The organism is Paraburkholderia ginsengiterrae, from assembly GCF_001645125.1.
GTDB classification, from domain to species: domain Bacteria; phylum Pseudomonadota; class Gammaproteobacteria; order Burkholderiales; family Burkholderiaceae; genus Paraburkholderia; species Paraburkholderia ginsengiterrae.
On the sequence record NZ_LXKA01000327.1, the window covers coordinates 238,247 to 264,182 of the forward strand.

General features: G+C 63.2%; 27 protein-coding genes. 14 read left to right on the forward strand and 13 right to left on the reverse strand.

All coding sequences use genetic code 11. The annotated features are described in order from the left end of the window. Positions 1–3: 3 nt before the first annotated feature. The 4 genes from A6V37_RS23490 (at position 4) to A6V37_RS23505 (ending at position 4,632) form a co-directional block, all read left to right on the forward strand. Positions 4–801 (forward strand): MetQ/NlpA family ABC transporter substrate-binding protein, encoded by a 798-nt coding sequence (locus A6V37_RS23490; protein WP_064268516.1) that lies wholly within the window; start codon positions 4–6, stop codon positions 799–801. Positions 802–1,039: 238 nt separating this feature from the next. Further along, positions 1,040–1,789 carry an electron transfer flavoprotein subunit beta/FixA family protein gene (locus tag A6V37_RS23495; protein WP_064268515.1) on the forward strand — a complete coding sequence of 250 codons (750 nt, stop codon included), beginning with the start codon at positions 1,040–1,042 and terminating at the stop codon, positions 1,787–1,789. Positions 1,790–1,803: 14 nt separating this feature from the next. Continuing rightward, positions 1,804–2,739: an electron transfer flavoprotein subunit alpha/FixB family protein gene (locus A6V37_RS23500; RefSeq protein WP_064268514.1), complete on the forward strand. Its 936-nt coding sequence runs from the start codon at positions 1,804–1,806 to the stop codon at positions 2,737–2,739. Positions 2,740–2,841: 102 nt separating this feature from the next. Next, positions 2,842–4,632 carry an acyl-CoA dehydrogenase gene (locus A6V37_RS23505; RefSeq protein WP_064286394.1) on the forward strand — a complete coding sequence of 597 codons (1,791 nt, stop codon included), beginning with the start codon at positions 2,842–2,844 and terminating at the stop codon, positions 4,630–4,632. 126 nt (positions 4,633–4,758) lie between these two features. Here the strand turns inward: A6V37_RS23505 and A6V37_RS23510 are convergent, their stop codons facing one another. Next, complete coding sequence (locus A6V37_RS23510) at positions 4,759–6,045, reverse strand: D-amino acid dehydrogenase (protein WP_064286395.1); 1,287 nt, start codon at positions 6,043–6,045, stop codon at positions 4,759–4,761. A 167-nt stretch (positions 6,046–6,212) separates the two neighbouring features. Between A6V37_RS23510 and A6V37_RS23515 the strand changes: the two genes are divergently transcribed. Together A6V37_RS23515 and A6V37_RS23520 are read left to right on the forward strand one after the other, a co-directional pair. Beyond that, entirely contained in the window at positions 6,213–6,701 is a 489-nt protein-coding gene (locus A6V37_RS23515) for an Lrp/AsnC ligand binding domain-containing protein (RefSeq protein ID WP_064268511.1), read from the forward strand. Between the two features lie 109 nt (positions 6,702–6,810). After that, entirely contained in the window at positions 6,811–7,959 is a 1,149-nt protein-coding gene (locus tag A6V37_RS23520) for a PA0069 family radical SAM protein (protein WP_064268510.1), read from the forward strand. Between the two features lie 16 nt (positions 7,960–7,975). Here A6V37_RS23520 and A6V37_RS23525 read toward each other — a convergent pair whose 3' ends face one another. Together A6V37_RS23525 and A6V37_RS23530 are read right to left on the reverse strand one after the other, a co-directional pair. Next, on the reverse strand, positions 7,976–8,443 hold the full coding sequence (locus tag A6V37_RS23525; protein WP_064268509.1) for an NINE protein: 468 nt from the start codon (positions 8,441–8,443) through the stop codon (positions 7,976–7,978). An 88-nt stretch (positions 8,444–8,531) separates the two neighbouring features. Next, a complete protein-coding gene (locus A6V37_RS23530; protein ID WP_242665818.1) occupies positions 8,532–9,623 on the reverse strand; it encodes a PQQ-dependent sugar dehydrogenase in 1,092 nt (363 codons plus the stop codon). 271 nt (positions 9,624–9,894) lie between these two features. Between A6V37_RS23530 and rpsP the strand changes: the two genes are divergently transcribed. The 6 genes from rpsP (at position 9,895) to A6V37_RS23560 (ending at position 14,215) form a co-directional block, all read left to right on the forward strand. Next, complete coding sequence (gene rpsP, locus A6V37_RS23535) at positions 9,895–10,149, forward strand: 30S ribosomal protein S16 (RefSeq protein WP_064268508.1); 255 nt, start codon at positions 9,895–9,897, stop codon at positions 10,147–10,149. A gap of 120 nt (positions 10,150–10,269) precedes the next feature. Continuing rightward, entirely contained in the window at positions 10,270–11,016 is a 747-nt protein-coding gene (gene rimM, locus A6V37_RS23540; RefSeq protein ID WP_064268507.1) for a ribosome maturation factor RimM, read from the forward strand. 24 nt (positions 11,017–11,040) lie between these two features. Continuing rightward, positions 11,041–11,808: a tRNA (guanosine(37)-N1)-methyltransferase TrmD gene (gene trmD / locus A6V37_RS23545; RefSeq protein WP_064268506.1), complete on the forward strand. Its 768-nt coding sequence runs from the start codon at positions 11,041–11,043 to the stop codon at positions 11,806–11,808. Between the two features lie 156 nt (positions 11,809–11,964). Then, positions 11,965–12,351, forward strand: coding sequence for a 50S ribosomal protein L19 (rplS, locus tag A6V37_RS23550; protein WP_020069334.1), 387 nt, complete (start codon positions 11,965–11,967; stop codon positions 12,349–12,351). 93 nt (positions 12,352–12,444) lie between these two features. Continuing rightward, positions 12,445–13,161, forward strand: a complete 717-nt coding sequence (locus tag A6V37_RS23555; RefSeq protein ID WP_064268505.1) for a CoA pyrophosphatase — start codon at positions 12,445–12,447, stop codon at positions 13,159–13,161. Between the two features lie 115 nt (positions 13,162–13,276). Then, positions 13,277–14,215: a CobD/CbiB family protein gene (locus tag A6V37_RS23560; RefSeq protein WP_064268504.1), complete on the forward strand. Its 939-nt coding sequence runs from the start codon at positions 13,277–13,279 to the stop codon at positions 14,213–14,215. A 68-nt stretch (positions 14,216–14,283) separates the two neighbouring features. Here the strand turns inward: A6V37_RS23560 and A6V37_RS23565 are convergent, their stop codons facing one another. Genes A6V37_RS23565 through A6V37_RS23575 form a run of 3 tightly spaced genes read right to left on the reverse strand, consistent with a single transcriptional unit; the run spans position 14,284 to position 16,812 of the window. Next, complete coding sequence (locus tag A6V37_RS23565) at positions 14,284–14,604, reverse strand: putative signal transducing protein (RefSeq protein WP_064268503.1); 321 nt, start codon at positions 14,602–14,604, stop codon at positions 14,284–14,286. Between the two features lies 1 nt (position 14,605). Further along, positions 14,606–15,556, reverse strand: a complete 951-nt coding sequence (gene rsgA, locus A6V37_RS23570; RefSeq protein ID WP_064268502.1) for a ribosome small subunit-dependent GTPase A — start codon at positions 15,554–15,556, stop codon at positions 14,606–14,608. Further along, positions 15,553–16,812: a M48 family metallopeptidase gene (locus A6V37_RS23575; protein WP_064268501.1), complete on the reverse strand. Its 1,260-nt coding sequence runs from the start codon at positions 16,810–16,812 to the stop codon at positions 15,553–15,555. The genes rsgA and A6V37_RS23575 overlap by 4 nt, the downstream gene beginning before the upstream one ends. Positions 16,813–16,969: 157 nt before the next feature. On the opposite strand from A6V37_RS23575, the gene orn reads away from it, so the two are divergent. Continuing rightward, entirely contained in the window at positions 16,970–17,620 is a 651-nt protein-coding gene (orn, locus tag A6V37_RS23580; protein ID WP_064268500.1) for an oligoribonuclease, read from the forward strand. An 11-nt stretch (positions 17,621–17,631) separates the two neighbouring features. Here orn and mog read toward each other — a convergent pair whose 3' ends face one another. After that, entirely contained in the window at positions 17,632–18,288 is a 657-nt protein-coding gene (gene mog, locus A6V37_RS23585; protein ID WP_064286396.1) for a molybdopterin adenylyltransferase, read from the reverse strand. After that, positions 18,269–18,880, reverse strand: coding sequence for a ribosome biogenesis factor YjgA (yjgA, locus tag A6V37_RS23590; protein ID WP_064268901.1), 612 nt, complete (start codon positions 18,878–18,880; stop codon positions 18,269–18,271). Before yjgA ends, mog begins: the two co-directional genes overlap by 20 nt. A 224-nt stretch (positions 18,881–19,104) precedes the next feature. Between yjgA and pmbA the strand changes: the two genes are divergently transcribed. Next, complete coding sequence (gene pmbA, locus A6V37_RS23595) at positions 19,105–20,475, forward strand: metalloprotease PmbA (protein ID WP_064268498.1); 1,371 nt, start codon at positions 19,105–19,107, stop codon at positions 20,473–20,475. A gap of 153 nt (positions 20,476–20,628) precedes the next feature. Here pmbA and A6V37_RS23600 read toward each other — a convergent pair whose 3' ends face one another. The 5 genes from A6V37_RS23600 to A6V37_RS23620 form a co-directional block, all read right to left on the reverse strand. After that, positions 20,629–21,129 carry a dihydrofolate reductase gene (locus A6V37_RS23600; RefSeq protein ID WP_064268497.1) on the reverse strand — a complete coding sequence of 167 codons (501 nt, stop codon included), beginning with the start codon at positions 21,127–21,129 and terminating at the stop codon, positions 20,629–20,631. 119 nt (positions 21,130–21,248) lie between these two features. Beyond that, positions 21,249–22,682 (reverse strand): sigma-54 dependent transcriptional regulator, encoded by a 1,434-nt coding sequence (locus tag A6V37_RS23605; RefSeq protein ID WP_423213132.1) that lies wholly within the window; start codon positions 22,680–22,682, stop codon positions 21,249–21,251. Between the two features lie 129 nt (positions 22,683–22,811). Then, positions 22,812–24,215, reverse strand: coding sequence for a hypothetical protein (locus A6V37_RS23610; protein ID WP_100249395.1), 1,404 nt, complete (start codon positions 24,213–24,215; stop codon positions 22,812–22,814). 151 nt (positions 24,216–24,366) lie between these two features. Further along, a complete protein-coding gene (locus A6V37_RS23615; RefSeq protein WP_064268494.1) occupies positions 24,367–25,173 on the reverse strand; it encodes a hypothetical protein in 807 nt (268 codons plus the stop codon). Positions 25,174–25,180: 7 nt separating this feature from the next. Further along, positions 25,181–25,894, reverse strand: coding sequence for a C39 family peptidase (locus A6V37_RS23620; protein WP_064268493.1), 714 nt, complete (start codon positions 25,892–25,894; stop codon positions 25,181–25,183). Positions 25,895–25,936 lie beyond the last annotated feature (42 nt).

Genomic DNA, 25,936 nt, shown 5'->3' on the forward strand with positions numbered 1-25,936 from the left:
AACATGCAACGTCGTTTCATTCTCAAGCTGGCCGCCGCGCTCGGCGCCGCATCGCTCTTCGCCGCGGGCGCGGCGCACGCTGAAGACACGATCAAGGTCGGCGTGACCGGCGGTCCGCACGCGCAGATCATGGAAGTCGTGAAGACGGTCGCGGCGAAAAACGGCTTGAACATCAAGATCGTCGAATTCTCCGATTACGTGCAGCCGAACGCCGCGCTCGCCGGCGGCGATCTGGACGCGAACAGCTACCAGCACGACCCGTACTTGCAGGCGCAAGTGAAGGACCGCGGCTACAAGCTGATCCGTGTCGCGGACACCGTCACGTACCCCATGGGTATCTATTCGAAGAAAGTGAAGACGCTGGCCGAGCTGCAACCGGGTGCGAAGATCGCGGTGCCGAATGATCCGACGAATGGCGGCCGCGCGCTTCTGCTGCTGCAGAAGCAGGGTCTCCTGAAGCTGCGTGCCGACGCCGGCCTGAAGGCGACGCCGCTCGACATCGTCGACAACCCGAAGAAGCTGAAGATCGTCGAACTCGACGCCGCGCAAATCCCGCGCTCGCTGAACGATGTGGACGCCGCGGCGATCAACACCAACTTCGCGATGGAAGCGGGCCTGAAGCCCAAGCAGGACGCGATCGCGATTGAAGATCCGAAAGGCCCGTACGTGAACATCATCGCGATCCGCGAGGCCGACCGGAACAAACCGTGGGTCGCCAAGCTGGTCGCGGCGTATCATTCGCCGGAAGTGAAGCAGTTCGTTGAAAGCAAATTTGGCGGGTCGGTGATCACCGCGTGGTGAGCCGGCGGCCTATCGATGTAGCTAGACACGACGGCAATGCAAAATTAGAGTCGTAAATCGGAACCCGGGGTTGTCACCCGGGTTTTTTCGAGATTAAAATAGAACGACCGTTCGATATTGCCGTCACGCCGCTGAGGAGCGATATCCTCTTGCTAGAGCGCCCGCGACAGCGGCTGCCGTGAGGGCAGTCGCTATAATGTCCGTCGGGTTGACGTATTCGTAACTTTGGAGCGTGTGCATGAAAATCCTGGTGCCAGTGAAGAGAGTGGTCGATTACAACGTGAAAGTCCGGGTGAAATCGGACGGCACGGGCGTCGATATCGCCAACGTGAAGATGTCGATGAATCCGTTCGACGAAATCGCGGTGGAAGAAGCGGTGCGTCTGCGCGAAGCGGGCGTGGCGACGGAAGTGATCGCCGTGTCGGCAGGTGTGACGCAGTCGCAGGAAACGCTGCGCACGGCGCTGGCAATCGGCGCGGACCGCGCGATCCTGATCGAGTCGAACGAAGACCTGCAGCCGCTGGCCGTGGCCAAGCTGCTGAAGGCGCTGGTCGACAAGGAACAGCCGCAACTGGTGATCCTGGGCAAGCAGGCCATCGACGACGACTCGAACCAGACCGGCCAGATGCTGGCTGCGCTGGCGAACCTGCCGCAGGCCACGTTTGCCTCGAAGGTTGTCGTTGCAGATGGCAAGGCCACCGTGTCGCGTGAAGTGGACGGCGGTGCCGAAACGCTGTCGCTGAGCTTGCCCGCTGTGATCACCACTGACCTGCGCCTGAACGAGCCGCGCTACGTGACGTTGCCGAACATCATGAAGGCGAAGAAGAAGCCGCTGGAAGTCATCAAGCCGGTAGACCTCGGCGTTGACGTCGCACCGCGCCTGAAGACGCTGAAAGTCGCCGAGCCGCCCAAGCGCTCCGCCGGTGTGATGGTGCCGGACGTGAAGACGCTGGTCGAGAAGCTGAAGACCGAAGCCAAGGTGCTGTAAGGGAGACAGAGCAAATGACGAATCTGGTAATTGCAGAACACGACAACGCGTCGATCAAGGCCGCGACGCTGAACACGATTGCAGCGGCGCAGAAGATTGGTGGCGACGTGCACGTGCTGGTGGCGGGTCACAACGCGCAAGCGGCTGCGGACGCGGCAGCGAAGATCGCAGGCGTGTCGAAGGTGCTGCTGGCTGACGCGCCGCAACTCGAAGCGGGCCTCGCGGAGAACGTCGAAGCGACGGTGATCGCGATCGCGAAGAACTACACGCACATCCTGGCTCCGGCAACGGCGGCGGGCAAGAACGTCACGCCGCGTATCGCCGCGAAGCTCGACGTCGCACAGATCAGCGACATCACCGCGGTCGATTCGCCGGACACGTTCGAGCGTCCGATCTACGCAGGCAACGCGATCGCAACGGTGCAGTCGGCTGACCCGATCAAGGTCATCACGGTGCGCACGACCGGTTTCGACGCCGTGGCGGCCGAAGGCGGCAGCGCGGCGATCGAGAAGATCGAAGCCGCAGCAGACAGCGGCCTGTCGCAGTTCGTGAGCCGTGAAGTGACGAAGCTGGACCGTCCGGAACTGACGTCGGCGAAGATTATCGTTTCCGGTGGCCGGGGTCTCGGCAACGGCGAGAACTACACGAAGGTGCTGGAGCCGCTGGCCGACAAGCTGAATGCGGCGCTGGGCGCATCGCGCGCGGCCGTCGATGCGGGCTTCGTGCCGAACGACTATCAGGTCGGCCAGACCGGCAAGATCGTCGCGCCGCAACTGTACGTGGCGGTCGGCATCTCGGGTGCGATCCAGCATCTGGCGGGCATGAAGGATTCGAAGGTGATCGTCGCGATCAACAAGGACCCCGAAGCACCGATCTTCAGCGTTGCGGACTATGGTCTGGTGGGCGATCTGTTTACGCTCGTGCCGGAGCTCGTTAGCGAACTCGGCTAAGCGCCGTAGCGCCGTGTAAAAGGCACCTGGCAGAACACGAAAGGGCGCAGGACCGTTCAGGTCCAGCGCCCTTTTTCACATCAAGGCGGGAGGAGAACTGAAATGACCTATACGGCACCCATCAAGGACATGTTGTTCGTGATGAAGGAACTGGCCGGTCTCGACGACATCGCGACGCTGCCAGGCTCTGAAGACGCGAACCTGGAGACGGCGCAGGCCGTGCTCGAAGAGTCGGCAAAACTGTGCGGCGAAGTGCTGGCGCCGCTGAACGTCGAGGGGGACCGCAATCCGAGCAGCTGGAAAGACGGCGTGGTGACCGCCTCGCCTGGGTTCAAGGAAGCGTTCCGCCAGTTCAGCGAAGGCGGCTGGCAAGGCGTTCAGCATCCGCTCGACTACGAAGGCCAGGGCCTGCCGAAGCTGATCGCAACACCTTGCGTGGAGATGCTCAACGCGTCGAACCTGTCGTTCGCGCTGTGTCCGCTGCTGACAGACGGCGCGATCGAAGCGTTGCTCACCGCCGGCACAGAAGCGCAAAAACAAACCTATGTGCCCAAGCTGATATCCGGTGAATGGACCGGCACGATGAACCTGACCGAGCCGCAGGCCGGCTCCGATCTCGCGCTGGTGCGCACGCGCGCCGAGCCGCAGGGCGACGGTTCGTTCAAGCTGTTCGGCACGAAGATTTTCATCACGTGGGGCGAGCACGACATGGCGGAGAACATCGTCCATCTCGTGCTGGCGCGTACGCCGAACGCACCAGAAGGTGTAAAGGGTATTTCGCTCTTTATCGTGCCGAAGTTCCTCGTCAACGAAGACGGTTCGCTCGGTGAGCGTAACGACGTGCATTGCGTGTCGATCGAACACAAGCTTGGTATCAAGGCGAGCCCGACCGCGGTGCTGCAGTTCGGCGACCATGGCGGCGCGATCGGCCATCTGATCGGCGAGGAAAATCGCGGCCTCGAGTACATGTTCATCATGATGAACGCGGCGCGCTTCGCGGTGGGCATGCAAGGCGTCGCCGTATCGGATCGCGCGTATCAGAAAGCGGTGGCGTATGCGAAAGATCGCGTGCAAAGCCGTCCAGTGGATGGCTCGGCGAAACAGTCGGTGGCGATCATCCAGCATCCCGACGTGCGCCGCATGCTCGCCACCATGCGCGGCCTCACGGAAGCATCGCGCGCGCTCGCGTATGTGGCCGCGGCTCACTGCGACATCGCGCATCGTCATGCGGATGAGGCGACACGCGCCGACCATCAGGCGATCTACGAATTCCTCGTGCCGATCGTGAAAGGCTGGAGCACCGAACTGTCGATCGACGTGACGAGCCTTGGCGTGCAGGTGCACGGCGGCATGGGTTTCATCGAAGAAACGGGTGCGGCGCAGTATTACCGCGATGCGCGCATCCTGCCGATCTACGAAGGCACCACCGCGATTCAGGCCAACGACCTGATTGGCCGCAAGACGTTGCGCGATGGCGGCAAGGTGGCGAAGTCGCTGCTCGCCGGTATCGCCGAAACGGTGGCGGCGCTCGATTCGCAGCAAGGCGCGCCGTTCGATTCGATGAAGAAGTATCTCGCGCAGGGGCAGCGGTCGTTGAGCGCCGCGGTCGATTTCGTGCTTGCCAATGCGAAGGGCGATCCGAACGCGGTGTTTGCCGGCAGCGTGCCGTATCTGAAGCTGGCAGGCGTCGTGCTGGGTGGCTGGCAGATGGCGCGCGCGCTGCTCGTGGCCGCACAGAAGCACGGCGAGGACCCCTCGTTCTATGGCGCCAAGATGGCGACCGCGCAGTTCTACGCGGAGCATGTGCTGCCGCTCGCGTCGGCGCTCGAGGCGTCGATTGTCAGTGCGAAGGGTGCGGAGAGCGTGCTGGCTTTGTCAGACGATCAGTTCTGACACTGCTTCGGCTGGAAAACAAACGGCGCCTCACGTTGGAGGCGCCGTTTGTTTTTGTCGGGCTGGTAGGCGGGATTACGCAACAACCACCCACCAGCGCAACCGCTCGCGAAGCGTGGTTAAACCTTAGGCATAAGCCGGGCGCGGTTGGCCGCCGGTCTCGCCGAGGTAGCGATGCACCGACAGATCGTCCGCCTTGATGGCCGGCTGCTTGCCCGACATCACGTCGGCGAGCAACTGGCCCGAGCCGCACGACATCGTCCAGCCCAGCGTGCCGTGGCCCGTGTTGAGGAACAGGTTCGCCACCGGCGTGCGGCCGACGATAGGCGTGCCGTCCGGCGTCATGGGGCGCAGGCCGGTCCAGAACGTGGCCTTCGACGTATCGCCGCCGCCCGGGAACAGGTCGTTCACGCACAGCTCAAGCGTTTCGCGGCGCGCTTGGCGCAATGATTTGTCGAAGCCGACGATCTCGGCCATGCCGCCAACGCGAATCCGGTCGTCGAAACGCGTAATGGCAATCTTGTACGTTTCGTCGAGGACGGTGGACACCGGCGCGGACTTTTCGTTGACGATCGGCGCCGTGATCGAATACCCCTTGAGCGGATAGACCGGAATCTTCACGAGACCGGACAGGAATTGGGTCGAGTACGAACCCAGCGCGACCACGAACGAATCCGCGCGCACCAGCTCACTGCCGCATTGCACGCCGGCAATCCGGTCGCCCGCCATGGCGAGCGAGTCGATCGGCGTGTTGTAGCGGAACTTGACGCCCAGTTGCTCGGCCAACGCGGCAAGGCGCGTGGTGAACATCTGGCAGTCGCCGGTTTCGTCGCCCGGCAGGCGCAGGCCACCGGTCAGCTTGCGCGACACCGCGGCAAGCGCCGGTTCGGCTTGCGCCAGTTCGGCCGGCGAAAGCAGTTCATACGGCACGTTGGCTTCCTCCAGCACGGCGATGTCTTTCGCGGCACCGTCGAATTGCTGCTGGGTGCGGAACACCTGCAACGTGCCGCCGGTGCGGCCCTCGTACTGAATGCCGGTTTCCGCGCGCAGCGCCTGCAGGCAGTCACGGCTGTATTCGGCGAGGCGGACCATGCGGCCCTTGTTCACCGCATAGCGTGACGACGTGCAGTTCTGCAGCATCTGCCACATCCATTGCAACTGGAATTGCGTGCCGTCGAGGCGGATCGCCAGCGGCGCGTGCTTCTGGAACATCCACTTGACGGCCTTCAGCGGCACGCCGGGCGCGGCCCACGGCGATGCGTAGCCCGGCGAGATCTGGCCGGCATTGGCAAAGCTGGTTTCGAGCGCCGGGCCGGCTTCGCGATCGATCACTGTCACCTCGTGACCGGCGCGCGCCAGGTAATACGCACTCGTCACCCCGACGACGCCACTGCCCAAAACGACGATTCGCATAACTGCTCCAGGTATTCAAATAAGGTCTGAGGACGGCGCGCTCGTGGATTCGTTGGAATTCATTCGATTCACGAGGTAAAACGCGAGCCGGCCAGTGTTAGCCGCTATACTATTAACAGTCAGGCAGGTTTTGTTATCGTATTTTCAGGATTTTCAGAAAAAACATCATGCGTACACAGCGCCAGCCGGTCCGGGCCCTCGACAAACTCGATCACAAGATCCTGCGTCTGCTTCAGGAGGACGGCCGCATGGCCATGAAAGACCTGGCAGAACAGGTGGGGCTGTCAGTGACGCCGTGCATCGAGCGCGTCAAGCGCATGGAGCGCGACGGCGTGATCACCGGCTACCACGCGCGCGTGAATCCGGCGGAGTTGGGCGCGGCGCTGCTGGTGTTCGTCGAAATTACGCTCGATCACAAGAGCGGCAACATGTTCGACCAGTTCCGCCGCGAGGTGCAGAAGATCCCCGAGGTGCTGGAGTGCCACCTCGTGTCGGGCGACTTCGACTATCTGATCAAGGCGCGCATCGGCGAAATGGCCGACTACCGGAAGTTGCTGGGCGACATCCTGCTGCAGCTGCCCGGCGCGGTGCAGTCGAAAAGCTACGTGGTGATGGAGGAAATCAAGGAAACGTTGACGATCGCGGTGGGAGACTAGGTCGCGCGGCAAACGCACGCGGGACTCGACAAACGGCGTAAACACTGTATATTTATACAGGTGTTTTGCGCCGTTTTTGTTTGCCGTTCTGTTAAGACGTGCTCCAGCCGTGACCGACTCCGATTCCCACTCCGTCAACGAATATCCGATCGCGCCGCCCGCGCCTCGCAAGGGCCGCGGCGCGGTGACGAACCTGCAAGGCCGCTACGAAGTCGACCAGCGCGAGGCAGTGGACGACGGCTGGCTGCCGGCGCAGGGCGAAGAGCACGATGAGGCGAAGGTCTTGCGCACGCAGGTCTTCGAGGAACGGGCCAAGACCATTCTCACGCGCAATGCATCGCCGGACATCCCGTTCGGCGTATCCCTGAACCCGTATCGGGGTTGCGAGCACGGCTGCATTTATTGCTTTGCGCGGCCCACGCACAGTTATCTGGGGCTGTCGCCGGGACTCGACTTCGAAAGCCGCATTTACGCAAAGGTCAACGCAGCGGAGTTGCTCGAGCGGGAGTTGTCGAAGAAGTCCTACGTGCCGGAGCCGATTGCGCTGGGCGTCAATACCGACGCCTGGCAGCCCGTTGAGCGCGACTGGCGGATCACGCGTGGCGTGATCGAAGTGCTCAGCGAACGCAATCATCCATTCGCGGCGATTACCAAGTCGTCGCTGATCGAGCGTGATCTTGATCTGCTCGCGCCCATGGCGGCGCGCGGGCAATTCATGGCGGCCATTACCATCACGACGTTGGACGCGGAGATGGCGCGCACGCTCGAGCCGCGCGCAGCGACGCCGTCGCGCCGGTTGCGCACCATCCGCACGCTGAGCGAGGCGGGCATCCCGGTCGGCGTCAGCATCGCGCCCGTCATCCCATTCGTCACAGAACCAGATATGGAGCGCGTGCTGGAGGCTTGCGCAGAGGCCGGTGCAAGCAACGCGAGCTACATTGTTCTACGGCTGCCGTGGGAGGTCGCGCCGCTATTCAAGGATTGGCTCGCAGCGCACTTTCCCGATCGGGCTGATCGGGTGATGAGCCGTGTGCGGGATATGCGGGGCGGCAAGGACTACGATTCGTCCTTCTCCACCAGAATGAAGGGAGAAGGTTTGTGGGCTGATCTGCTCAAACAGCGTTTCCAGAAGGCGGTGCGGCGGCTGGGTTTGAATCAGCGCGACCGTGGCATTCTGGATATGTCGCACTTCCGTCGAGTGGAGCTCCGGCGTGCCGAAGGACCGGCGCGCGACAATCCTCAACTGGACCTTTTCTAGCGCGGGGCGCGGCGGGTCACTGCGAGAGCTCTTTAGCCGCCTGCACCTGGCTCTCGAAGTAGGTCTGGAATGAAATGGCGAGGCCGGTCATCAACAGAAATGCACCGATCAGCAGCGAAAAGATCACGACGAAAATGACCGTCCAGCTGGAGCGGCTTTTGCGCTGGCTGTGTGCATTGAACTGCGCGTCCCACTTCTCGTCCGGGCGCAGTCCGTAGACGATCGCCGCTAGGAACGCGGCGAGCAGCGACACGGCGCCGGGAAACGCCAGTACCCAGCCAAGCATCGAAGTGCGTTCGCTGGCCACCACCAGCATGGCGCCCGGAATGCCGATCAGCGTACCGATCACGTGAGCCCAGCCGTAAATGTCGCGCTTGCCATAGAGATAGAAGCGATGCAGGCCGAGGCTGCCGAGCAGGAATGCCAGCGCGGCGGTAATCGTCTTGGATCTGAAATACGGGGAGGTCGGGGCAACAGTGGACATGTAGGCGAGAGCAGAGTGGCTGGCGGTCGAAAGGAGCGGCGCGCGGGTCGCGCGGACCGACGCGCATTCTACGCCCGCGGTGGGCTCCTTAGGGCGAGGGCGCCGAGTACGTGACGCGATAGACCGCGCCGGCGTAGTCGTCGCTGATCAGGAGCGAACCGTCGGGCAGCGGCAACACATCGGCGGGGCGGCCCCAGACTACTTCGCCGGGCTGCAGCCATCCTTCGGCAAAGACTTCCTGGCGTGCGTGGGCGCCGTCCGGGTCGGCGATCACCCGCACGACGCGGTAGCCGACCTTCTTGCTGCGATTCCACGAGCCGTGCTCGGCGATGAAAATGGAGTTGCGATAAGCGGGTGGAAACATCGAGCCGCTGTAAAAACGCATGCCGAGCGAGGCAACGTGTGCGCCCAGTTTGAGGGTTGGCGGCGTGAACGCGCTGCACGGGTGGTCCTTGCCGAATTCGGGGTCGGGCGTGTCGCCGCCGTGGCAGTACGGAAAGCCGAAGTCCATCCCTTCGCGCGACGCGCGGTTGAGCTTGTCGTCCGGTACGTCGTCGCCCATCAGGTCGCGGCCGTTGTCGGTGAACCACAGTTCGTGCGTGACCGGATGCCACGCGAACCCCACCGAGTTGCGGATGCCCCGCGCCACGACTTCGTAGTGGTTGCCGTCCGGATCCATGCGGCCGATCAGTCCGAACCGGTTGCGATCTTTCAGGCAAACGTTGCAGGGTGCGCCTTGCGGCACGTACAACTTGCCGTCCGGGCCGAAAGCGATGAATTTCCAGCCGTGGTGCGCCTCCGTAGGTAACGTATCGATCACGACGGAAGGCTTAGGCGGGTCGTTCAGATGAGTGTCGATCGCGTCGAAGCGTAGAATTGTCGACACCGCGGATACGTAGAGCGCACCATCGCGCCATGCCACGCCCGCCGGCGTTTCCAGGCCGGAAGCGATCACATGGCGAGCTGTCACGTGCCCATTTTGCATTTCGAGCGCGTAGACGTGGCCGTCGAGGCTGCCTATATAGAGAATGCCCTTGGGCGAAAGCGTCATGGCGCGCGCGCTCGGCACGGCGTCCGACAGGATATCGACGTGAAAACCCGGCGGCAGTTTGATCAGTTCCACCGGCAGCGCGGCGAGCGCCGGCAGGGTGCTCGTGGCGAGCATAAAAGCCATGACCATACGCAGGTGCCGGCTTCGCCAAACGCGCATCCGGGCGCAAAACCGTGTGACGGCGACAAAAAGAGCGAGCAAAAACGCTGTTGGCGGCAAGAGTTTCACGGGCGTTTCGTCAAGTAATTCGGGCGTTTCGACGCGGTTCGAGAGTGTGTTCCGTATGGCCGACACAACTTCGTTCCTCAGTTTATCCCGGTAAGTGTTTGTTATGGCGTCAGTTTCCCGCTATAATCGCGTGTTTCAGTCGTTCCGAACCCCGGTTTTCAAGGATTCTAGTATGGTCATCATCCGCTTGGCTCGTGGCGGCTCCAAGAAGCGCCCGTTCTACAACATCGTCGCAACCGATTCGCGTAACCGTCGTGACGGCCGCTTCATCGAGCGCGTTGGCTTCTACAACCCGGTCGCTACGAAGGGTGAAGCACTGCGTATCGCTCAAGACCGCCTGACGTACTGGCAAGGCGTTGGCGCACAACTGTCGCCGACCGTCGAGCGTCTCGTGAAGGAAGCTGCAAAGGCGCAGCCGGCTGCTTAATGGTAGCTCGCATGCGTATCGTCGTCGGTTCGGCCGGCGGCTCGCGCAGCTTGCGTGAGCAGTCCGATGCGCGAAGTGTTTTGCTGAAACAGGCGTCGAAGCTGGTAGCGAGGTTCTCTTATGTCTGAGCGTGATTCCGGCAGTTCAGGGGGCGTAAAGACAGAAGCTGCGGCAAAAGCTGCAGGCCCGCGCGCAAAGACGTCTGATCAGACGCCGTTCGGTGCATTCGTCCGCAAGCCGGTCGAAAAAGCCGGGGGCAAGGCGAAAGCCAATGTTGCAAACGCCGGTTCTGATGCAGCAGAAATGCGCATGGAAACGGTGGAAAGCTGGCCGGCCGACGCGGTCGAGGTCGGCGCAATCGTCGACGCCTACGGCCTCAAAGGCTGGGTCAAGGTGGCCGCTCATGCGGATGCCGGGCACGGCGGCGATGCGTTGCTGAGCGCCAAGCGCTGGTGGCTGCTAAAAGGCCGCGAGCGCAAGTCGGCACCGTCATTGCAGGCGAAAACGCATAGCGACAGTGTGGTGGCCCATCTGGGCGGCGTCACTGACCGTGATGTCGCGCTGGCACTGCGCGGCTCGCGCGTGTATATCAGCCGCAGCGAATTTCCGGCACTCGAGGCCGATGAGTTCTACTGGGTCGACCTGCTCGGCCTGGATGTGGTGAACCTCGCCGGCGTCAATCTCGGCAAGGTTGCAGACATGATCGACAACGGTGCGCACTCGGTGTTGCGCATCGAATACCCGGCCGCCGACAAAAACGGCAAGCCGGTGACCGGCGAGCGTTTGATCCCGTTCGTCGGCGTCTTTGTCAAAACGGTGGACCAGACGGCGAAGCAGGTCACTGTCGACTGGGAAGCCGATTACTAAATAATTCGCTGAATGGAGAGAGCGATGCAGTTCGATGTCGTGACGCTCTTTCCTGACATGTTTCGCGCGCTGACCGACTGGGGTATCACCAGCCGGGCGGCAAAGCAGGAGCGCTATGGGTTGCGTACGTGGAATCCGCGCGATTTCACGACCGACAACTACCGCACGATCGACGATCGCCCGTACGGCGGTGGCCCCGGCATGGTGATGCTGGCCAAGCCGCTGGAAGACGCGATCGGTGCGGCGAAAGCCGCGCAGGCGGAGCAGGGCATCGGCGCGCCGCGCGTGGTGATGATGTCGCCGCAAGGCGCCACGCTGAATCATGACCGTGTCATGCAGTTCGCTGCCGAGCCCGGTCTGATCCTGTTGTGCGGGCGCTATGAAGCGATCGATCAGCGCTTGCTCGACCGTGTCGTAGACGAGGAAGTCAGCCTTGGCGACTTCGTGCTGTCGGGTGGCGAATTGCCGGCCATGGCGTTGATGGATGCCGTGGTGCGTCAGTTGCCCGGTGTGCTCAATGACTCGCAGTCGGCCGTGCAGGACAGTTTTGTCGACGTGCTGCTAGATTGTCCGCATTACACGCGTCCCGAGGAATACAACGGTGTGCGTGTGCCCGATGTGCTGCTTGGCGGCCATCATGCGGAAATCGAGGCGTGGCGTCGGCGTGAAGCGTTGCGCAACACGTTGAACAAACGGCCCGATCTGATCGTGAAGGCCAGAAAGAACAAGATGTTGAGCCGTGCCGACGAGGCATGGCTCACGAGTCTCGCGAAGGAAGCGTCGAAGGCGTAAAGCCTTGGCATTTCGAGCGGACATTAGGCGGCGCCGTGCATGCGTGCCCGGCGCCTGACGTGAACCCATCCTCTATCGGGGCCGTAGCCTGGCGCAACAGGGAAACTTGGCGCTTGGCAGGTGCGAACGCCGACAAGATGGACTTAGGAGTCAGTGATGAATCTGATTGCAAAACTCGAGCAGGAAGAAATCGCGCGCGCCCTCGGCGAGAAGACCATCCCCGAATTCGCTCCCGGCGATACGGTGATCGTTAGCGTGAACGTGGTTGAAGGTACGCGTAAGCGTGTTCAGGCTTACGAAGGCGTCGTGATCGCCAAGCGTAACCGTGGTCTGAATTCGTCGTTCATCGTCCGTAAGATTTCGTCGGGCGAAGGCGTCGAGCGTACGTTCCAGACGTACTCGCCGCTGCTGGCAAGCATCGTCGTGAAGCGTCGTGGCGATGTGCGTCGTGCGAAGCTGTACTACCTGCGCGACCGTTCGGGCAAGTCGGCTCGAATCAAGGAAAAGCTGGTCTCGAAAGACCGCGCTGCTTCCCAAGCGTAAATGCTGTAAGAAAAAGCACCCCTCGCGGGTGCTTTTTTGTTTGCCAGGTCAAAATAGCGGCATGTCCCATATCCGCTCATTTCGAGAGACCCGTTGATCCGCCCCGTCTTTGAGCCCGAAGCCCTGCCTGTCGAAGCGACCAGTGCCGATCTGCCACCGGTGGCCGGCGAGCGCCTCACGCCTGACGGTCTGCGCGCACGCTTCGAGCAGCATCTTTCCTGGACGCCCGAGCCGATTGTCGAACCGCCCTGGCGCGATCTCCGCACCGATCCGCGCGTTGCCGCCGTGCTCGTGCCGCTGGTGGTCCGCGATCACGGCCTGACTGTGCTTCTCACCCAGCGTGCCGATCATCTGAACGATCACGCGGGCCAGGTCAGCTTTCCCGGCGGCCGCCACGAACCCTTCGATGCTGACGCCACCGCGACCGCACTGCGCGAGGCAGAGGAAGAGGTCGGTCTTGCGCCGTCCCGGGTGGAAATTCTTGGCGCCTTGCCCGACTATTTGACGGGCACGGGGTTTCGTGTGACGCCGGTAATCGGCCTCGTGCATCCGCCGTTCACGGTGCAAGCGGACGCGCTGGAAGTGGCGGAAGTCTTCGAAGTGCCGCTCGCGTTCCTCATGAACCCCGCGCATCACGAAGTGCGCGTGTTCCGGTATGAAGGGGGCGAGCGCCGTTTCTTTGCGATGCCCTATCCGCGCATGGCGTCGGCTGAGACAGGAGAGCCCGCCAGCGAGGTAGGCAGCCACTATTTCATCTGGGGTGCGACGGCGGCGATGTTGCGCAACTTCTATCGCTTCCTCATGGCGTGATCGAGGCCGGGCCGTGCAGTTGTTGGGTGTTTGTCAACGTCGGCTCTCAGTCTCATCCGACCCTGTGCTATCGTTATAAAACAATCGTAAAAACTCGAAAAGCACGGCGCATCGCATGACTTTTTTCTCCGTATTGCTGGCTCTGATCATTGAACAGGTGCGCGCGCTGTCGCCGAACAATCCGGTGTCGGCGCTGCTTCAATACCATGCGGAGTCGGCGGCGCACGGATTTGACGCCGGCAAGCCCAAGCATGGCCTGCTTGCCTGGCTCGTCGTGGTGGTGCCCTGGACGCTGGCTGCGGCGCTCGTCTACTACGTGCTGTATCACATTCACTTTGCCCTGGCGTTCTTGTGGAACGTCGCGGTGCTGTACTTCACGCTCGGCTTCCGTCAGTTCAGCCATTACTTTACGGACATCCACCTCGCGCTGAATAACGACGACGTGCCGCGCGCGCGCGAAATCCTGAATGAGTGGACCGGGCTCGATACCGTCGATATGCCCGTCAGCGAGATCGTGCGCCATACGCTCATTCACGCTGTGGTCGCTTCGCATCGGCACGTGTTCGGCGTGTTCTTCTGGTTCCTGATTCCGGTCGGCCCGGCGGGCGCGGTGCTGTATCGGATTGCCGAATATCTGGCGCGCTCGTGGGCGCGACCGGCCGACGACCGTACCGTCGCGTTTTCGAGCTTCGCACAGCGCGCTTTCTTCGTGATCGACTGGGTGCCGGCGCGGCTGACGTCGCTGGGCTTTGCGATTGTCGGCAATTTCGAAGACGCGATTTATGCGTGGCGCAATCATGCGCGTCAGTGGCCGGATGCGAACGACGGCGTGTTGCTGGCCGCGGGTAGCGGAGCCTTGGGCGCGCGTTTGAGCGGGCCGCTCGCCGAGCCGTCGAGCCTCGACGCGCTTGCCACCGGCGACGGCGGCCCGATGCAGGTCGGCGACGACTGCACGCCGCGTACGCTCCAATCGGCGGTCGGCCTGGTGTGGCGTGCGGTGGTGCTGTGGATGATTCTGCTGCTGATGCTGACGATTGCGGTGTGGCTCGCTTGACGCCTGGCTAGCGCAGAACACGAAAAAAAACCGGACTCATGTCCGGTTTTTTTATTGCGCATGTCATTTCACCCATCCAGAGGATCCCGAGCCGTCCCACACTGCCAGCACACCGTGAACTGCGCCTCCAGCGTTTCACCACACTGACGGCATTGCCAGCCAGGCGCTCCCGCCGCCGGCCCGCGCGAAGCCGCATCGATCAAGCTTCGCGCCATCGCCTCGTCGCGGTCATCGAGAAGCCACAACTCCGGCGAGCACTGATCCGCCGGAATCTCGCCGAGCGCGCCGTTCAGATAACGGTTGTGCAACTCGCACGCGATGCCGGCGGTGGCCAGCACGTTGATCCAATGCTGTCCGATGATCAGATTCGGCGCGCGCATCAGCTTCATGTCAACGGACGATCTGGCTAGCTTCGTGAACTAGTTGCGCATACAGCGCATGCCGTTCGCGGCGGATGCGGCTGTCCGCGACCGCTTCGAGGATCGCGCAGCCGGGTTCGTGCAGGTGATGGCAGTTGTAGAAGCGGCAGTTCGGCAGCAGCGGCCGGAACTCGGGAAACGCGCGTTCGAGCCGGCCTTCCGTCAGGTGATGCAGGCCAAACTCCTGGAAGCCAGGCGAATCGATCAGCGCGCCGCCCGCGCCGTTCGCGCTGCCCGGCAGCGGATAGAGGCGCGTGAACGTGGTGGTATGGCGTCCGCTGTTCAGCGCGGTCGAAATCTCGCGCGTGGCGACTTCGGCGTCCGGAATCAGCAGATTCACGAGCGTCGATTTGCCCATGCCGGACTGGCCGAGCAGCAGCGTCGAGTGCCCATGCAGATGTTCGATCAAAGCGGCACGAGCGGCCTCGGGCTGCATCTTGATCGACACCTCCACCACCGGATAGCCCAGCGCGCGATACGATTCGAGCCGCTTGCGCGCGCCTTCGAGCGCAACGGTCACATCGATCTTGTTCAGCACGATCAACGGCTTCAGCTCGTTCGCCTCGGCGGCCACCAGCGCGCGCCCGAGCAGGTCCTCGCTGAAATGCGGTTCAGTGGCGAGCACGATCAGCAACTGATCCAGGTTGGCGGCAAAGAGTTTCGACTTGTACTGATCCGAGCGGTACAGCAGATTGCGCCGTTCGCCGATCTCGACGATCACGCCCTGATCCGCGGAGGTCGGCTCGTAGATCACACGATCGCCAACCGCTACCTCGCTGCGCTTGCCGCGCGGAAAGCATTGGAACATGGCGCCGCCGTCGTCCGGTGCGACCAGATAGTGACGGCCATGGGCGGCGATGACGAGGCCGCCTGCGCGCGTGCTGGACGGCGCGCGCGGCGCTTTGGGGGAGCGGCCGCTCATGCGTGGCGCAGCAGGCGGTCGATCCGCTGCGAAGCCGGCGGATGCGAATAGTAGAACGCGGTGTAGAGCGGGTCGGGCGTCAGGGTCGACGCGTTGTCCTCGTACAGCTTGACGAGCGCGTTGACGAGGTCTTGCGCGTCAGTCTGCGTCGCGGCGAACGCGTCGGCTTCGAACTCGTGCTTGCGCGAGCTGAGGCTGCCGAGCGGCGTGACGAAGAACAGGAACACCGGCAGCGCGAGAAAGAACAGCACCAGCGCGAGGCCGCTATTGCCGCCGATCAGCGACGGCCGCACGCCCAGCCCTTCATAGAACCACACGCACTGCGTGAGCCAGCCGAGCAGGGCGAGCATCGCGAGGCTGATCGCGAACGTGACGAGCATGCGCTTGATCACGTGGCGGCGCTTGAAATGGCCGAGCTCGTGCGCGAGCACGGCCTCGATCTCATTGCCCGACAGGCGCGCGAGCAGCGTGTCGAAGAACACGATCCGCTTGGCCGCGCCGAAACCCGTGAAATAGGCGTTGCCGTGCGCCGAACGGCGGCTGCCGTCCATCACGAACAGACCTTTGGCCGCGAAGCCGCAGCGCTGCATCAGCGCCTCGATGCGGCTTTTCAGCGCTTCGTCCTTGAGCGGCTCGAACTTGTTGAAGAGGGGCGCGATAAACGACGGATACAGCACCAGCACGAGCATCTGGAACACGACCCAGACGATCCAGGTCCACAGCCACCACAGGCTGCCGGCCTGATTCATCAGCCACAGCACGACGAACAGCAGCGGCAGGCCGAACGCGGCGCCGAGCAGAACGCCCTTGATCCGGTCGACGAAGAAAATGCCCTTGCTCATGCGGTTAAAGCCAAAACGCTGCTCGATCACGAACTGCCGGTAGTAATCGAACGGCAGGTCGATCACGCTGGTAATCGCGATCACCGCCGCGACCAACGCGATCTGGCCGATATAACCACGTCCGAGCCAGTCGGAGATCGACAGGTCGAGGGCCTGCACGCCGCCGAGCAGCGTCAGGCCGATCAGCACGGCCGCGCTGACGACGATTTCGATCATGGTGAGACGGGTGCGCTCGACGGTGTAGTCGGCGGCACGCTGGTGCGCGCTCAACGCGATGGTGCCGGCGAACTGGTTCGGCACCTGTTCGCGATGGCCGGCCACGAAGCGGATTTGCCGCGACGCGAGCCATAGTTTGGTGCCGACCATCGCCACGACGGCGACGACGAACAGAACGGTGAAGTACAGGGTAGGCATCCGGGGATTCCGTGGTATCTATGCGAGAATTATATGTTTCTTCCCGCCTCGCGGCGGGCAATGCGGTCAAACCGACGCAAACCAATCTCAAACGAACATTCGCCGCGGCGAGGCGGGCTTCCGGCCAGCCTTCCGCCGGGCTATCAGGGCTGCCTTCATGACTGACATCCTCGCATCCACCGAACAGCCGCCGCTCGTGCGCAGCGACATGAATCTCGTCTGGCTGGACATGGAAATGACCGGGCTCGAGCCCGATTCGGACCGCATCATCGAAATCGCGGTGGTGGTGACGAACTCCACCCTCGACAGAATGGTCGAGGGACCGGTGCTGGCGATTCATCAGAGCGATGAGACGCTCGCAAAAATGGACCAGTGGAATCAGAACACGCATGGCCGCTCGGGTCTGATCGACCGCGTGAAGGCTTCCACGGTGAGCGAGGCCGATGCCACGGTGCTGATTCGCGATTTCCTCGGCGCTTACGTGCCGCCCGGCAAATCGCCGATGTGCGGCAACTCGATCTGCCAGGACCGCCGCTTCATGGCGCGTTGGATGCCGGAACTGGAGAGCTTCTTCCACTACCGCAACCTCGATGTCAGCACGCTGAAGGAACTGTGCCGCCGCTGGCAGCCGGCCATCTACAAGGGTTTCCAGAAACGCGCGATGCACACGGCGCTCGCCGACATTCACGAGTCGATCGACGAGCTGAAGTATTACCGCGAGCACTTCCTGATTCCGTCGGCGCCGGCAGCACCGGAAGCACCGGAAGCACCGGAAGCACCGGACACGCCCGCCGCCGCCGCCGAATAAGTGCGCCGAACCTAAGCCTGCCGGGGAGCGCGCTGCGCGTTCTTCGGCCGGAACGCCTTGACCACCTCGGCGTGGGTTTCCACATACGGACCCCCGATCAGGTCGATACAGTACGGCACCGCGGCGAAAATGCCCGGCACCTTCACCGCGCCGCCGGCTTCAGCGTCGCGCAAGCCTTCCAGCGTTTCCTTGATCGACTTCGGCTGGCCCGGCAAGTTGATGATCAGCGCCGCATGATCCGCCGTTTCGCGGATCACGGCGACCTGGCGCGACAGAATCGCGGTCGGAACGAAATTCAGGCTGATCTGGCGCATCTGCTCGCCAAAACCCGGCATTTCCTTGGTCGCGATCGCAAGCGTTGCTTCAGGCGTCACGTCGCGGCGTGATGGGCCGGTGCCGCCGGTGGTCAGCACCAGATCGCAGCCGACCTCGTCGACCAGCTCGATCAGTGTGGCGGAAATGGTCGGTGCGTCGTCCTGGATCAGGCGGGTAACGACCTGCCACGGCGAGCTCAGCGCTGCGCCGAGCCATTCCTGCAGGGACGGCAGGCCCTTATCCTCGTACACGCCGGTCGATGCGCGGTCGCTGATCGACACGAGGCCGATCACGATCTCGTCGGGATGCCGACGGGGTTGCTTTTGAGCCACGTTATGCGTCGCGCTCGTCATCGTCTTCGTCCAGGGCTTCGTCGGTGTCGGAATCGGCTTCGGCGGACGGGCCGTCCGCATTCTTGATCCACTGGAACAGTTCGCGGAAGTAGCGCGGCGGCTTGCTCTGCTGCGCTTCCTTGCGGGCGTTGCGGATCAGCGTGCGGCCCTGCTGCGGGTCGGCGTTCGGGTGCTGGCGGATGAACTCGGTCAGCGCGGCGTCGTCGGCGAGCAGTTTCTCGCGGGTGCGCTCGATCCAGTGGAGCTTGGCTGTTTCCGCCTTGTTGACGCCGTTATAGGTGTCGAGCGCCGTGCGCAGCGCGGCAGTTTCCTCGTCCAGCAGCGAGCGCATCACGCGGCCGACGTATTGCACCTGGCGGCGTTTGCCTTCGTGATCGGTGATGCGGCGCGCCTCGCGTACGGCGTCGTCGAGCTTTTCGGGCATCGGCATGCGCTTGAGCGCGTCTTTGGGCAATGCGATCAGCGCCGCGCCCAGTTCCTGCAGCTCGTGCATTTCGCGCTTGAGCTGGGATTTGCTGGGGCGGTCGTAGCCGTTCTCGTCGACTTCCGGCTCGGCGGATTCGATGGGTTGAATGCGGGTTTTGCGTGTCATACCGATATTGTAGCCTGCCGCGTCCGCCGAACCGGCCGTGCTGCCCCGCACAAGGCTTCTTGTTCCGCAAAGCGGCGGAGATCGCTGTATCAGCGAATGCCAGGTGCAGCATCGCGGACCTTGCTATGATCGCGGGATGCATAATCTCGCACACGTGCGTCCGCATGCGCGTGACATGAGCGAACACCCAGGGCCGCTGGGCCCCGAACAGGACGGCAACGACAATGGCAGCAGACATGGACGTCAAGCAGCGCTTTTTTCCGCATACCCAGGATGAACTGAAGGAAATCGCCTCGGACATCCTTCGTCACGCGAAGTCGCTCGGCGGCACCGACGCGGCAACCGAAATTTCCGAGGGCGACGGCCTGTCCGTTTCCGTGCGGCGCGGCGAAGTCGAGACGATCGAGCACAACCGCGACAAGATGGTCGGAGTGACGGTGTTCATCGGCAACAAGCGCGGCAACGCGAGCACTTCGGACTTTTCGTCGCAAGCCCTGAAGGACACGGTCGCGGCGGCCTACAACATCGCCCGCTTCACGGCGGAAGACGACTGCGCGGGCCTCGCGGAAGCCGAGTTGCTCGAAACCGCGCCGCGCGATCTCGATCTCTATCACCCGTGGAACCTGTCCGCGGACGAGGCGGTGGAAATCGCCCGCCGCGCGGAAGATGCCGCGTTCGCGACCGATCCGCAGATCAAGAACTCGGAAGGCGCCAGCGTCTCGGCGCAGCACTCGCAGTTCGTGCTCGCCACCTCGCGCGGCTTCCTTGCGGGCTACCCGTATTCGCGCCACTACGTCGCGTGCGCGCCGATCGCGGGCAGCGGGCGCAACATGCAGCGCGACGACTGGTACACGTCGACCCGCAGCGCCGAGGAACTGGCCGATCCGGAGGCGGTGGGCCGTTACGCGGCGCAACGGGCGCTGGCGCGCATCGGCGCTCGCGGTCTCGACACGCGCAAGGTGCCGGTGCTGTTCGAAGCGCCGCTCGCCGCGGGCCTGCTCGGTGCGTTCGTGCAAGCCACGAGCGGCGGCGCCCTCTACCGCAAGACGTCGTTCCTCGTCGACAGCCTCGGCAAGCCGGTGTTCGCGCCGCACGTGCAGGTGGTCGAAGATCCGCACGTCGCGCGGGCCATGGGCAGCGCGCCTTTCGACGAAGAGGGCGTGCGCACCCGGCAGCGCTCGGTCGTGAAGGACGGTGTGGTGGAGGGCTATTTCCTCTCCACCTATTCGGCGCGCAAGCTCGGCATGCAAACCACCGGCAATGCGGGCGGCTCGCACAACCTGTCGTTGCTGAGCTCAGCCACGCGCCCCGAAGACGACTTCGAAGAGATGCTGCGTAAGCTCGGCACCGGCCTGCTGCTGACCGAATTGATGGGGCAGGGCGTGAACTACGTGACGGGCGATTATTCGCGCGGCGCGTCGGGTTTCTGGGTCGAGAACGGCAAGATCCAGTATCCGGTCGAAGAAATCACGGTGGCGAGCACGCTGCAGGAGATGTTCCACCACATCGTCGCGATCGGCGCGGATACGATCACGCGCGGCACCAAGCGGACCGGTTCGGTGCTGATTGAACGGATGACGATCGCAGGGCAATAACCGAGTCTGGCCGCGTAGCGGCCGTCTGGTCGCACCAATGAAAACGCCACGCAATAACTTGCGTGGCGTTTTTTTACATGAGTCTGTTCTGGCCGGCGGCGGCTACCGCGTGCATGCCGCATCACCGTAGTGCGTCCCGCCAGCCAGGCGCCCTCAAACGTGTTTGCGCGCGTAAGTCACGAACGCATAGTCGAAGTCGTTCGGCGCGTGGGCACGGTGCGTTTCGTGCGCGACTTCTTCCCATTCGTTCTCATCGAGCTCCGGAAACGTGGCGTCGCCCTCGAAGTCGGCGGAAATCTCCGTGATGATGAGCTTGTCCGCCTGACGCAGGCCTTCCGCGTACAACTGCGCCCCGCCGATCAGAAACGCCTCCGGCGCCTGATCCTGGGCCGCGAGCTTGAGCGCGTCTTCGAGCGTCGTGGCGGCGTCGCAGCCCTGAAAGCGCCGCGTGGCATCGCGCGTCACGACAATGTTGCGGCGTCCCGGCAGCGGCCGGCCGATCGACTCGTGCGTTTTGCGTCCCATGATGATGGGCGCACCCATAGTGGTGCGCTTGAAGAACGCGAGGTCTTCGGGAAGTCGCCATGGCAACTGGTTGTCGCGGCCGATCACGCCGTTATTGGCGCGAGCGACGATCAGGGTGAGCGTCGTCATCGAATGGAAAGGGGAACGTAACCAGACTGATTCTACCTGAGGCGCGGGCCGGGGGCGCCGTGGCGGTTTGGGCCAGTGCGGGAGCCGGCGCTTCAGCGCCGCTCCCGCCAGGCGCGACATCATTCGTGCGTGCTGTCGCCGACGGCGAAGGCCGCTTTCTCGTCGGCCGCGCTCAATTCGCGCAAGCCATGCTGACCCATCAGGCGGTACAGCGTGACACGCGAAATATTCAGATCCAACGCCGCCTCGTTCAGCCGATGACGATGCCGCAGCAGGGCCGCCTCGATCGCCCGCTTCTCCGCAGCTTCGCGCGCCTGCGAGAGCGTCATGGTCTGCTGCGCGGTGAAGTGCGCGAGATCGAGGTCGTCGGCGGAAATCAGCTTGTTTTCCGCCATCACGATCGCGCGCCGCACCCGGTTGATCAGCTCGCGGACATTGCCAGGCCAGTTGTAGTTGTACAGCGCTTCGATTGCCGACGGCGTGAAGCCGCGAATCTTGCGCGCACTGTCGGTCTTGAACTTATGCAGGATGTGATGCGCGAGTATTTCGATGTCTTTGCCGCGCGCGCGCAGCGGCGGCTCGTCCACGCGCAGCACGCAGAGGCGGTGAAACAGGTCGGCGCGGAAACGTCCGTCGCGCATCGCGCTTTCCAGATCGACGTGGGTCGCGGAAATGATCCGCACGTCGACCGGAGTCGATTCGCGTCCGCCGAGCCGTTCGATCTTGCCCTCCTGCAGAAAGCGCAGCAGACTCGCCTGGCTTTCGAGCGGCAGATCGCCGATTTCGTCGAGCAGCAGCGTGCCGCCGTCGGCGGCTTCGACCCGGCCGATCTTGCGCTGATTGGCGCCGGTGAACGCGCCGCGCTCATAGCCGAATAGTTCGGACTGCAGCAGATGGTGCGGAATCGCCCCGCAGTTGATCGGGATGAACGGCGCTTTGCGGCGCGACGAACGCTCGTGAATCGCCAGCGCGGTCAGCTCCTTGCCGGTGCCCGACTCGCCGGAGATAAACACGCTCGCCTCGGTATTGGCCACCTTGCGGATGGTGCGAAAGAGCTGCTGCATGGCTTCGCAGGTGCCGACCATTTCCTCGTCGCCCGACTCGCTCACGGGGGGGGCGGCTTCGGGGTCGCACAGCGTCACCATGCCGAACGCGTGGCCGACCAGATAGTCGACCGTGGCGTTCGCCACCGGCAGCTTGACGAAGTCGAAACAGTAGTGACGCACGAGGCGCCGCACGTCCGGATCGTTGAGACGCTCGCTGGTGGCGAGCGCGATCCAGCCGACCTGCTGCTGGCGCAGACTCGCTTCGAGTCCGGCGAGATCGCGCAGCGCAAAGCTCGCCAGATCGACAATGCCGGCGCAGGCCAGGTCGGGTTTGACCAGCCGGCCAAGCTCATGTGCCGAGCGCGCCGTCGCAACGTGCCAGCCGCGGCTCTTCAAATGCGCGATCAGACTTTCGTCTGGCGTGCGCGCCACGTACAGCAGCAGGCGCTGCAAACCGGAGTCGCCCGCGGGGGCGGGTTGCGCAGCGTCGCTGAGCGTGGCCGCCATCGCTGAGGACCGGCCCGCGGCGAGCTCCTTCGGCAGCGCGCGCGTTCCAAGCGCTCCTGCTCCGGCTAGCGGAGCCACACTGGTCAGATGAGGTGATTCACGCACGTTCGACCTCGTATCGTTGGCACGTCAGAAGGTATAGGGAAACCGCACGCCGACCACGAAGTTCGGCGCGTCCGGCGTCAAACCCACGGAGACCGAGCCGTTGATGGTCAGGTGCTTGTTCACGACGTGGTTCAAGCCAAAATTCAGCGCGGCGGCCGTGGTTTCGCTACCCGGCACCTTTTCGTACGAGCCACCCGGCGCGCGCGTCTTCGATTCAGGTTCGAGCGCCATCGTGTACGAGATGCTGGCGGAATCCTTGTCGGAGAATGCGAGCGCCACGCCGCCGCCGAACTGCACGATGTCGCCGAGCTTGACCGTTGCCGGCTGGGTTTGTCCCTGCACCGACGAGATATCCTCGAACGAGCGCGCAATGTTGTAGGTGTACGAAAGACTGCCGAACAGCACCACCGGGTCATAGGTCTTCAGCAGCGAGACGCCGGCCGTGATGTTCCAGAAGCCGGTGCCGGTGGGCAGTTTGCTCGGCGCCACCAGATTGGTGTTGTTGGCGTCCACCTGGAGCAGCTTCACGCCGAACGGCGAGCTGCCGGTCGGCGCCTTGATGCGCAGGCTGCCGACCACGTCCGGCAGGCTGTTGGTCTCTTTCAGGAACTGGTAGTAGATCCCGAAGTTGACGTCGCCGATATCGCTGCCGTTCACCGACGCGTCCGACAGCGTGTTCGCCGCGCCGCCCGCGCCGCCGACAATGAAGTTGCTATGCCGGTAGATGTACGGCACGTCGACGTCGATACTCATCCGGTCGGTCAGGCCGTAGCGGGTATCGAGATCGGCCATGACCTGGTGCGACTTGGTCTCGCCCAGGTTGATGTTGCCGAGAAAAATCGCGTCGAGCGCGAGGAAGCCCGACAACTGCAACTGGCGCCGGTCGTAGTAGGTGTCGCTGATACCCCAGTCCAACGTCAGCTTGTGATCGAAGAGCGGGGCGTGTTCGCGCTGCACGACGGCTTCTTCGGCCTGCGTGCGCACCGGTTCGGCGGCCTTCTGCGTCTGGCCGATGGCGCCGCTGCCGTCGGTCGCGGCCGGCAGGCCGCCGGCGCTGTTGCCTTGAGGCGGCGGCGGATTGACCGGCACGCCGGTCGCCGTGCCCGTGTTGCCGCCCGGCACCGGTGCGCCGGGATTGACCTGGGCGAGCGGCGGCAGCGGCACCGGCAGGCCGTCGGCGCCGGGCTGTTCGGCCACGGCTTCACTGCCGGCCGGCGCGCCGGAACCCGGCATGCCGCGGCCGCGCTGCGACATCTCCAGATCGGTGACCTGGCGTTCGAGCGAATGAATCTGCCGCTGTTGCTCGTCGACTATCCGCATCAACGTATTGAGGCGTTCTTCCACAGATTGTCCAGCGAGCGCCTGAGCGTTCGCCCCTTGCGAAAGTGCGAATAGCATGGCGGCGGCCGGAATGGCCGCCAGTGCCATGCGTGGCACATTTCTTGATGTAGCACTGGTCATTTTGTCTTCCCCCGGTATTCCGGCTGCGCAACATCCGTTTCTTGCAAGACGGCTACTGACGGTGCGCGGCCTTACGTGTACTGCTTTTGCTGCGGTTGGCGGGTGGCGGCCCGCATGTTTATCTCCTGTTTTGCAGGGCTTGTAGTACGCCTAACTGACGGATCATCGCGGCCGACATTTGCTGCGTCTGCAAATGCAACTGCAATGCGTTGGCGACTTGCTGGTTATTGCCTGCAATCTGTAACAACTGGGCGATTTGACCGTTGCCCGGTGCGATGGTCTGACTGGCGAGCCCGGCCGGAGTCTGCAGCGCGACACTGATGCCGTTGCTGCCGAACGAGATGCCGGCTTTGATCGAGCCGGTCGAATTGCTGGCCGCTGCTGAGGGTGCGTTCACGGTGCCCGTCGGCGTCACGGCGTTGTTGTTGAAATCGATGAGTGCCGAATTGGCGCCGCTGTTGTGGTCGCCCGCCACTTGAGTCGTTTGTGAAACACCGTTCACCGCGATGCCCTGCCCGCCGCTCACCTTAGCATTGGGATTGGCTCCCGAGCCGGCGGAACCGCTGCCCGGGCCGCCGCCGCTCACACTCGCCTGTGTCCTGACAGTGCTGGTGAGCTGGCCGGCTGTATTCTCTACCGCGGCAAGCGTGCCCTGGGCGAGGGCGGTCACGCCGTTGGGCAGTTGCCACTGGGAAAGAATGTTCAGAACAAAACCGGAGATCATCGTGCCGCCGACATTTTTGCCGGTCTGGCTGGCGAGCACGTCGTCGTCCACCATCTGCACTTTGATGGCATCGATGCCGTTGTCGTGAGAAGAAAGAAACTCGGGCACCGGCGCCGCGCCCGAAGACGCCCAGGCGCTGCCGGTCACGCCGCACATCGTCGTGCAGATCGCAAGCCCGAGCTGTGTGAGGTGTTGCTTCATGGTTGCGTCAGAACAGGTCTGCCTTGATCAAGCCGTACTCGACGAAGGGCGTCGCCGCCGTGCCGTTGGCCAGCGCACTGGCGCGCAGCTTGAGGGCGAGCGACTCGTTGTCCTGCAAGAGCGGGGAATCCTCCCTGAAGGGTTTGCCGAGGACCGCGAAAACAAGACCATTCCAGGTTTTGGCGAAGTCCTCTTCGAGCACGATGCGATTGCCGAGCGCCGGGTCCGCAATGAACACGCGGCCATCCTGGGCATGCTTGACGATCACGAAATGCTCGTACCCGTCGATGTTCATCAGAACCATCACGGGAATCTGCAAGTGTTGGAGTGCGTCGGCGTTGACCCGGAAGCCACGCCCGCGCAAACCGATGGTCTCGACAAATTTCTTCATGTCGAGCATGGAGAAGCCATTTTTGACGACGACTTCAGGCGTCGAGAACACCATCATCCGGCGGATCAGTTCGGTCTCCGGAATGTCGATGCCATAGCCGTATTTGAGGAGGGTCGCGAGCGCCGCTGCACCACAGCTGAAATCGAACTGCTGATTGACGATGTGGCTGTAGCGGATGTCCTTCATCGAGCGAACCGTCTTGGTCAACGGAACGCCCGCCAGCGTGGACGTGTCGATGGTCGCCTGTGCGTAAGGGTGGTCCACGCACAGTGTGCAGCTTGCCAGCGCTACAGCGAACCGTAGCGCCGGGAACCCCTTGAACCCGGACATGCTGGTCTCCCGCCTTATACGCGCCGGCTGCTGCGATGGCAG

Excerpts from the sequence above, each read along its gene's own strand:
- A6V37_RS23490 (WP_064268516.1), top strand. The coding sequence starts at position 4 with ATGCAACGTCGTTTCATTCTCAAGCTGGCCGCCGCGCTCGGCGCCGCA.
- A6V37_RS23495 (WP_064268515.1), top strand. The coding sequence starts at position 1,040 with ATGAAAATCCTGGTGCCAGTGAAGAGAGTGGTCGATTACAACGTGAAA.
- A6V37_RS23500 (WP_064268514.1), top strand. The coding sequence starts at position 1,804 with ATGACGAATCTGGTAATTGCAGAACACGACAACGCGTCGATCAAGGCC.
- A6V37_RS23505 (WP_064286394.1), top strand. The coding sequence starts at position 2,842 with ATGACCTATACGGCACCCATCAAGGACATGTTGTTCGTGATGAAGGAA.
- A6V37_RS23510 (WP_064286395.1), bottom strand. The coding sequence starts at position 6,045 with ATGCGAATCGTCGTTTTGGGCAGTGGCGTCGTCGGGGTGACGAGTGCG.
- A6V37_RS23515 (WP_064268511.1), top strand. The coding sequence starts at position 6,213 with ATGCGTACACAGCGCCAGCCGGTCCGGGCCCTCGACAAACTCGATCAC.
- A6V37_RS23525 (WP_064268509.1), bottom strand. The coding sequence starts at position 8,443 with ATGTCCACTGTTGCCCCGACCTCCCCGTATTTCAGATCCAAGACGATT.
- A6V37_RS23530 (WP_242665818.1), bottom strand. The coding sequence starts at position 9,623 with ATGGTCATGGCTTTTATGCTCGCCACGAGCACCCTGCCGGCGCTCGCC.
- rpsP (WP_064268508.1), top strand. The coding sequence starts at position 9,895 with ATGGTCATCATCCGCTTGGCTCGTGGCGGCTCCAAGAAGCGCCCGTTC.
- rimM (WP_064268507.1), top strand. The coding sequence starts at position 10,270 with ATGTCTGAGCGTGATTCCGGCAGTTCAGGGGGCGTAAAGACAGAAGCT.
- trmD (WP_064268506.1), top strand. The coding sequence starts at position 11,041 with ATGCAGTTCGATGTCGTGACGCTCTTTCCTGACATGTTTCGCGCGCTG.
- rplS (WP_020069334.1), top strand. The coding sequence starts at position 11,965 with ATGAATCTGATTGCAAAACTCGAGCAGGAAGAAATCGCGCGCGCCCTC.
- A6V37_RS23560 (WP_064268504.1), top strand. The coding sequence starts at position 13,277 with ATGACTTTTTTCTCCGTATTGCTGGCTCTGATCATTGAACAGGTGCGC.
- A6V37_RS23565 (WP_064268503.1), bottom strand. The coding sequence starts at position 14,604 with ATGAAGCTGATGCGCGCGCCGAATCTGATCATCGGACAGCATTGGATC.
- rsgA (WP_064268502.1), bottom strand. The coding sequence starts at position 15,556 with ATGAGCGGCCGCTCCCCCAAAGCGCCGCGCGCGCCGTCCAGCACGCGC.
- A6V37_RS23575 (WP_064268501.1), bottom strand. The coding sequence starts at position 16,812 with ATGCCTACCCTGTACTTCACCGTTCTGTTCGTCGTCGCCGTCGTGGCG.
- orn (WP_064268500.1), top strand. The coding sequence starts at position 16,970 with ATGACTGACATCCTCGCATCCACCGAACAGCCGCCGCTCGTGCGCAGC.
- mog (WP_064286396.1), bottom strand. The coding sequence starts at position 18,288 with ATGACGAGCGCGACGCATAACGTGGCTCAAAAGCAACCCCGTCGGCAT.
- yjgA (WP_064268901.1), bottom strand. The coding sequence starts at position 18,880 with ATGACACGCAAAACCCGCATTCAACCCATCGAATCCGCCGAGCCGGAA.
- pmbA (WP_064268498.1), top strand. The coding sequence starts at position 19,105 with ATGGCAGCAGACATGGACGTCAAGCAGCGCTTTTTTCCGCATACCCAG.
- A6V37_RS23600 (WP_064268497.1), bottom strand. The coding sequence starts at position 21,129 with ATGACGACGCTCACCCTGATCGTCGCTCGCGCCAATAACGGCGTGATC.
- A6V37_RS23605 (WP_423213132.1), bottom strand. The coding sequence starts at position 22,682 with ATGGCGGCCACGCTCAGCGACGCTGCGCAACCCGCCCCCGCGGGCGAC.
- A6V37_RS23610 (WP_100249395.1), bottom strand. The coding sequence starts at position 24,215 with ATGGCACTGGCGGCCATTCCGGCCGCCGCCATGCTATTCGCACTTTCG.
- A6V37_RS23615 (WP_064268494.1), bottom strand. The coding sequence starts at position 25,173 with ATGAAGCAACACCTCACACAGCTCGGGCTTGCGATCTGCACGACGATG.
- A6V37_RS23620 (WP_064268493.1), bottom strand. The coding sequence starts at position 25,894 with ATGTCCGGGTTCAAGGGGTTCCCGGCGCTACGGTTCGCTGTAGCGCTG.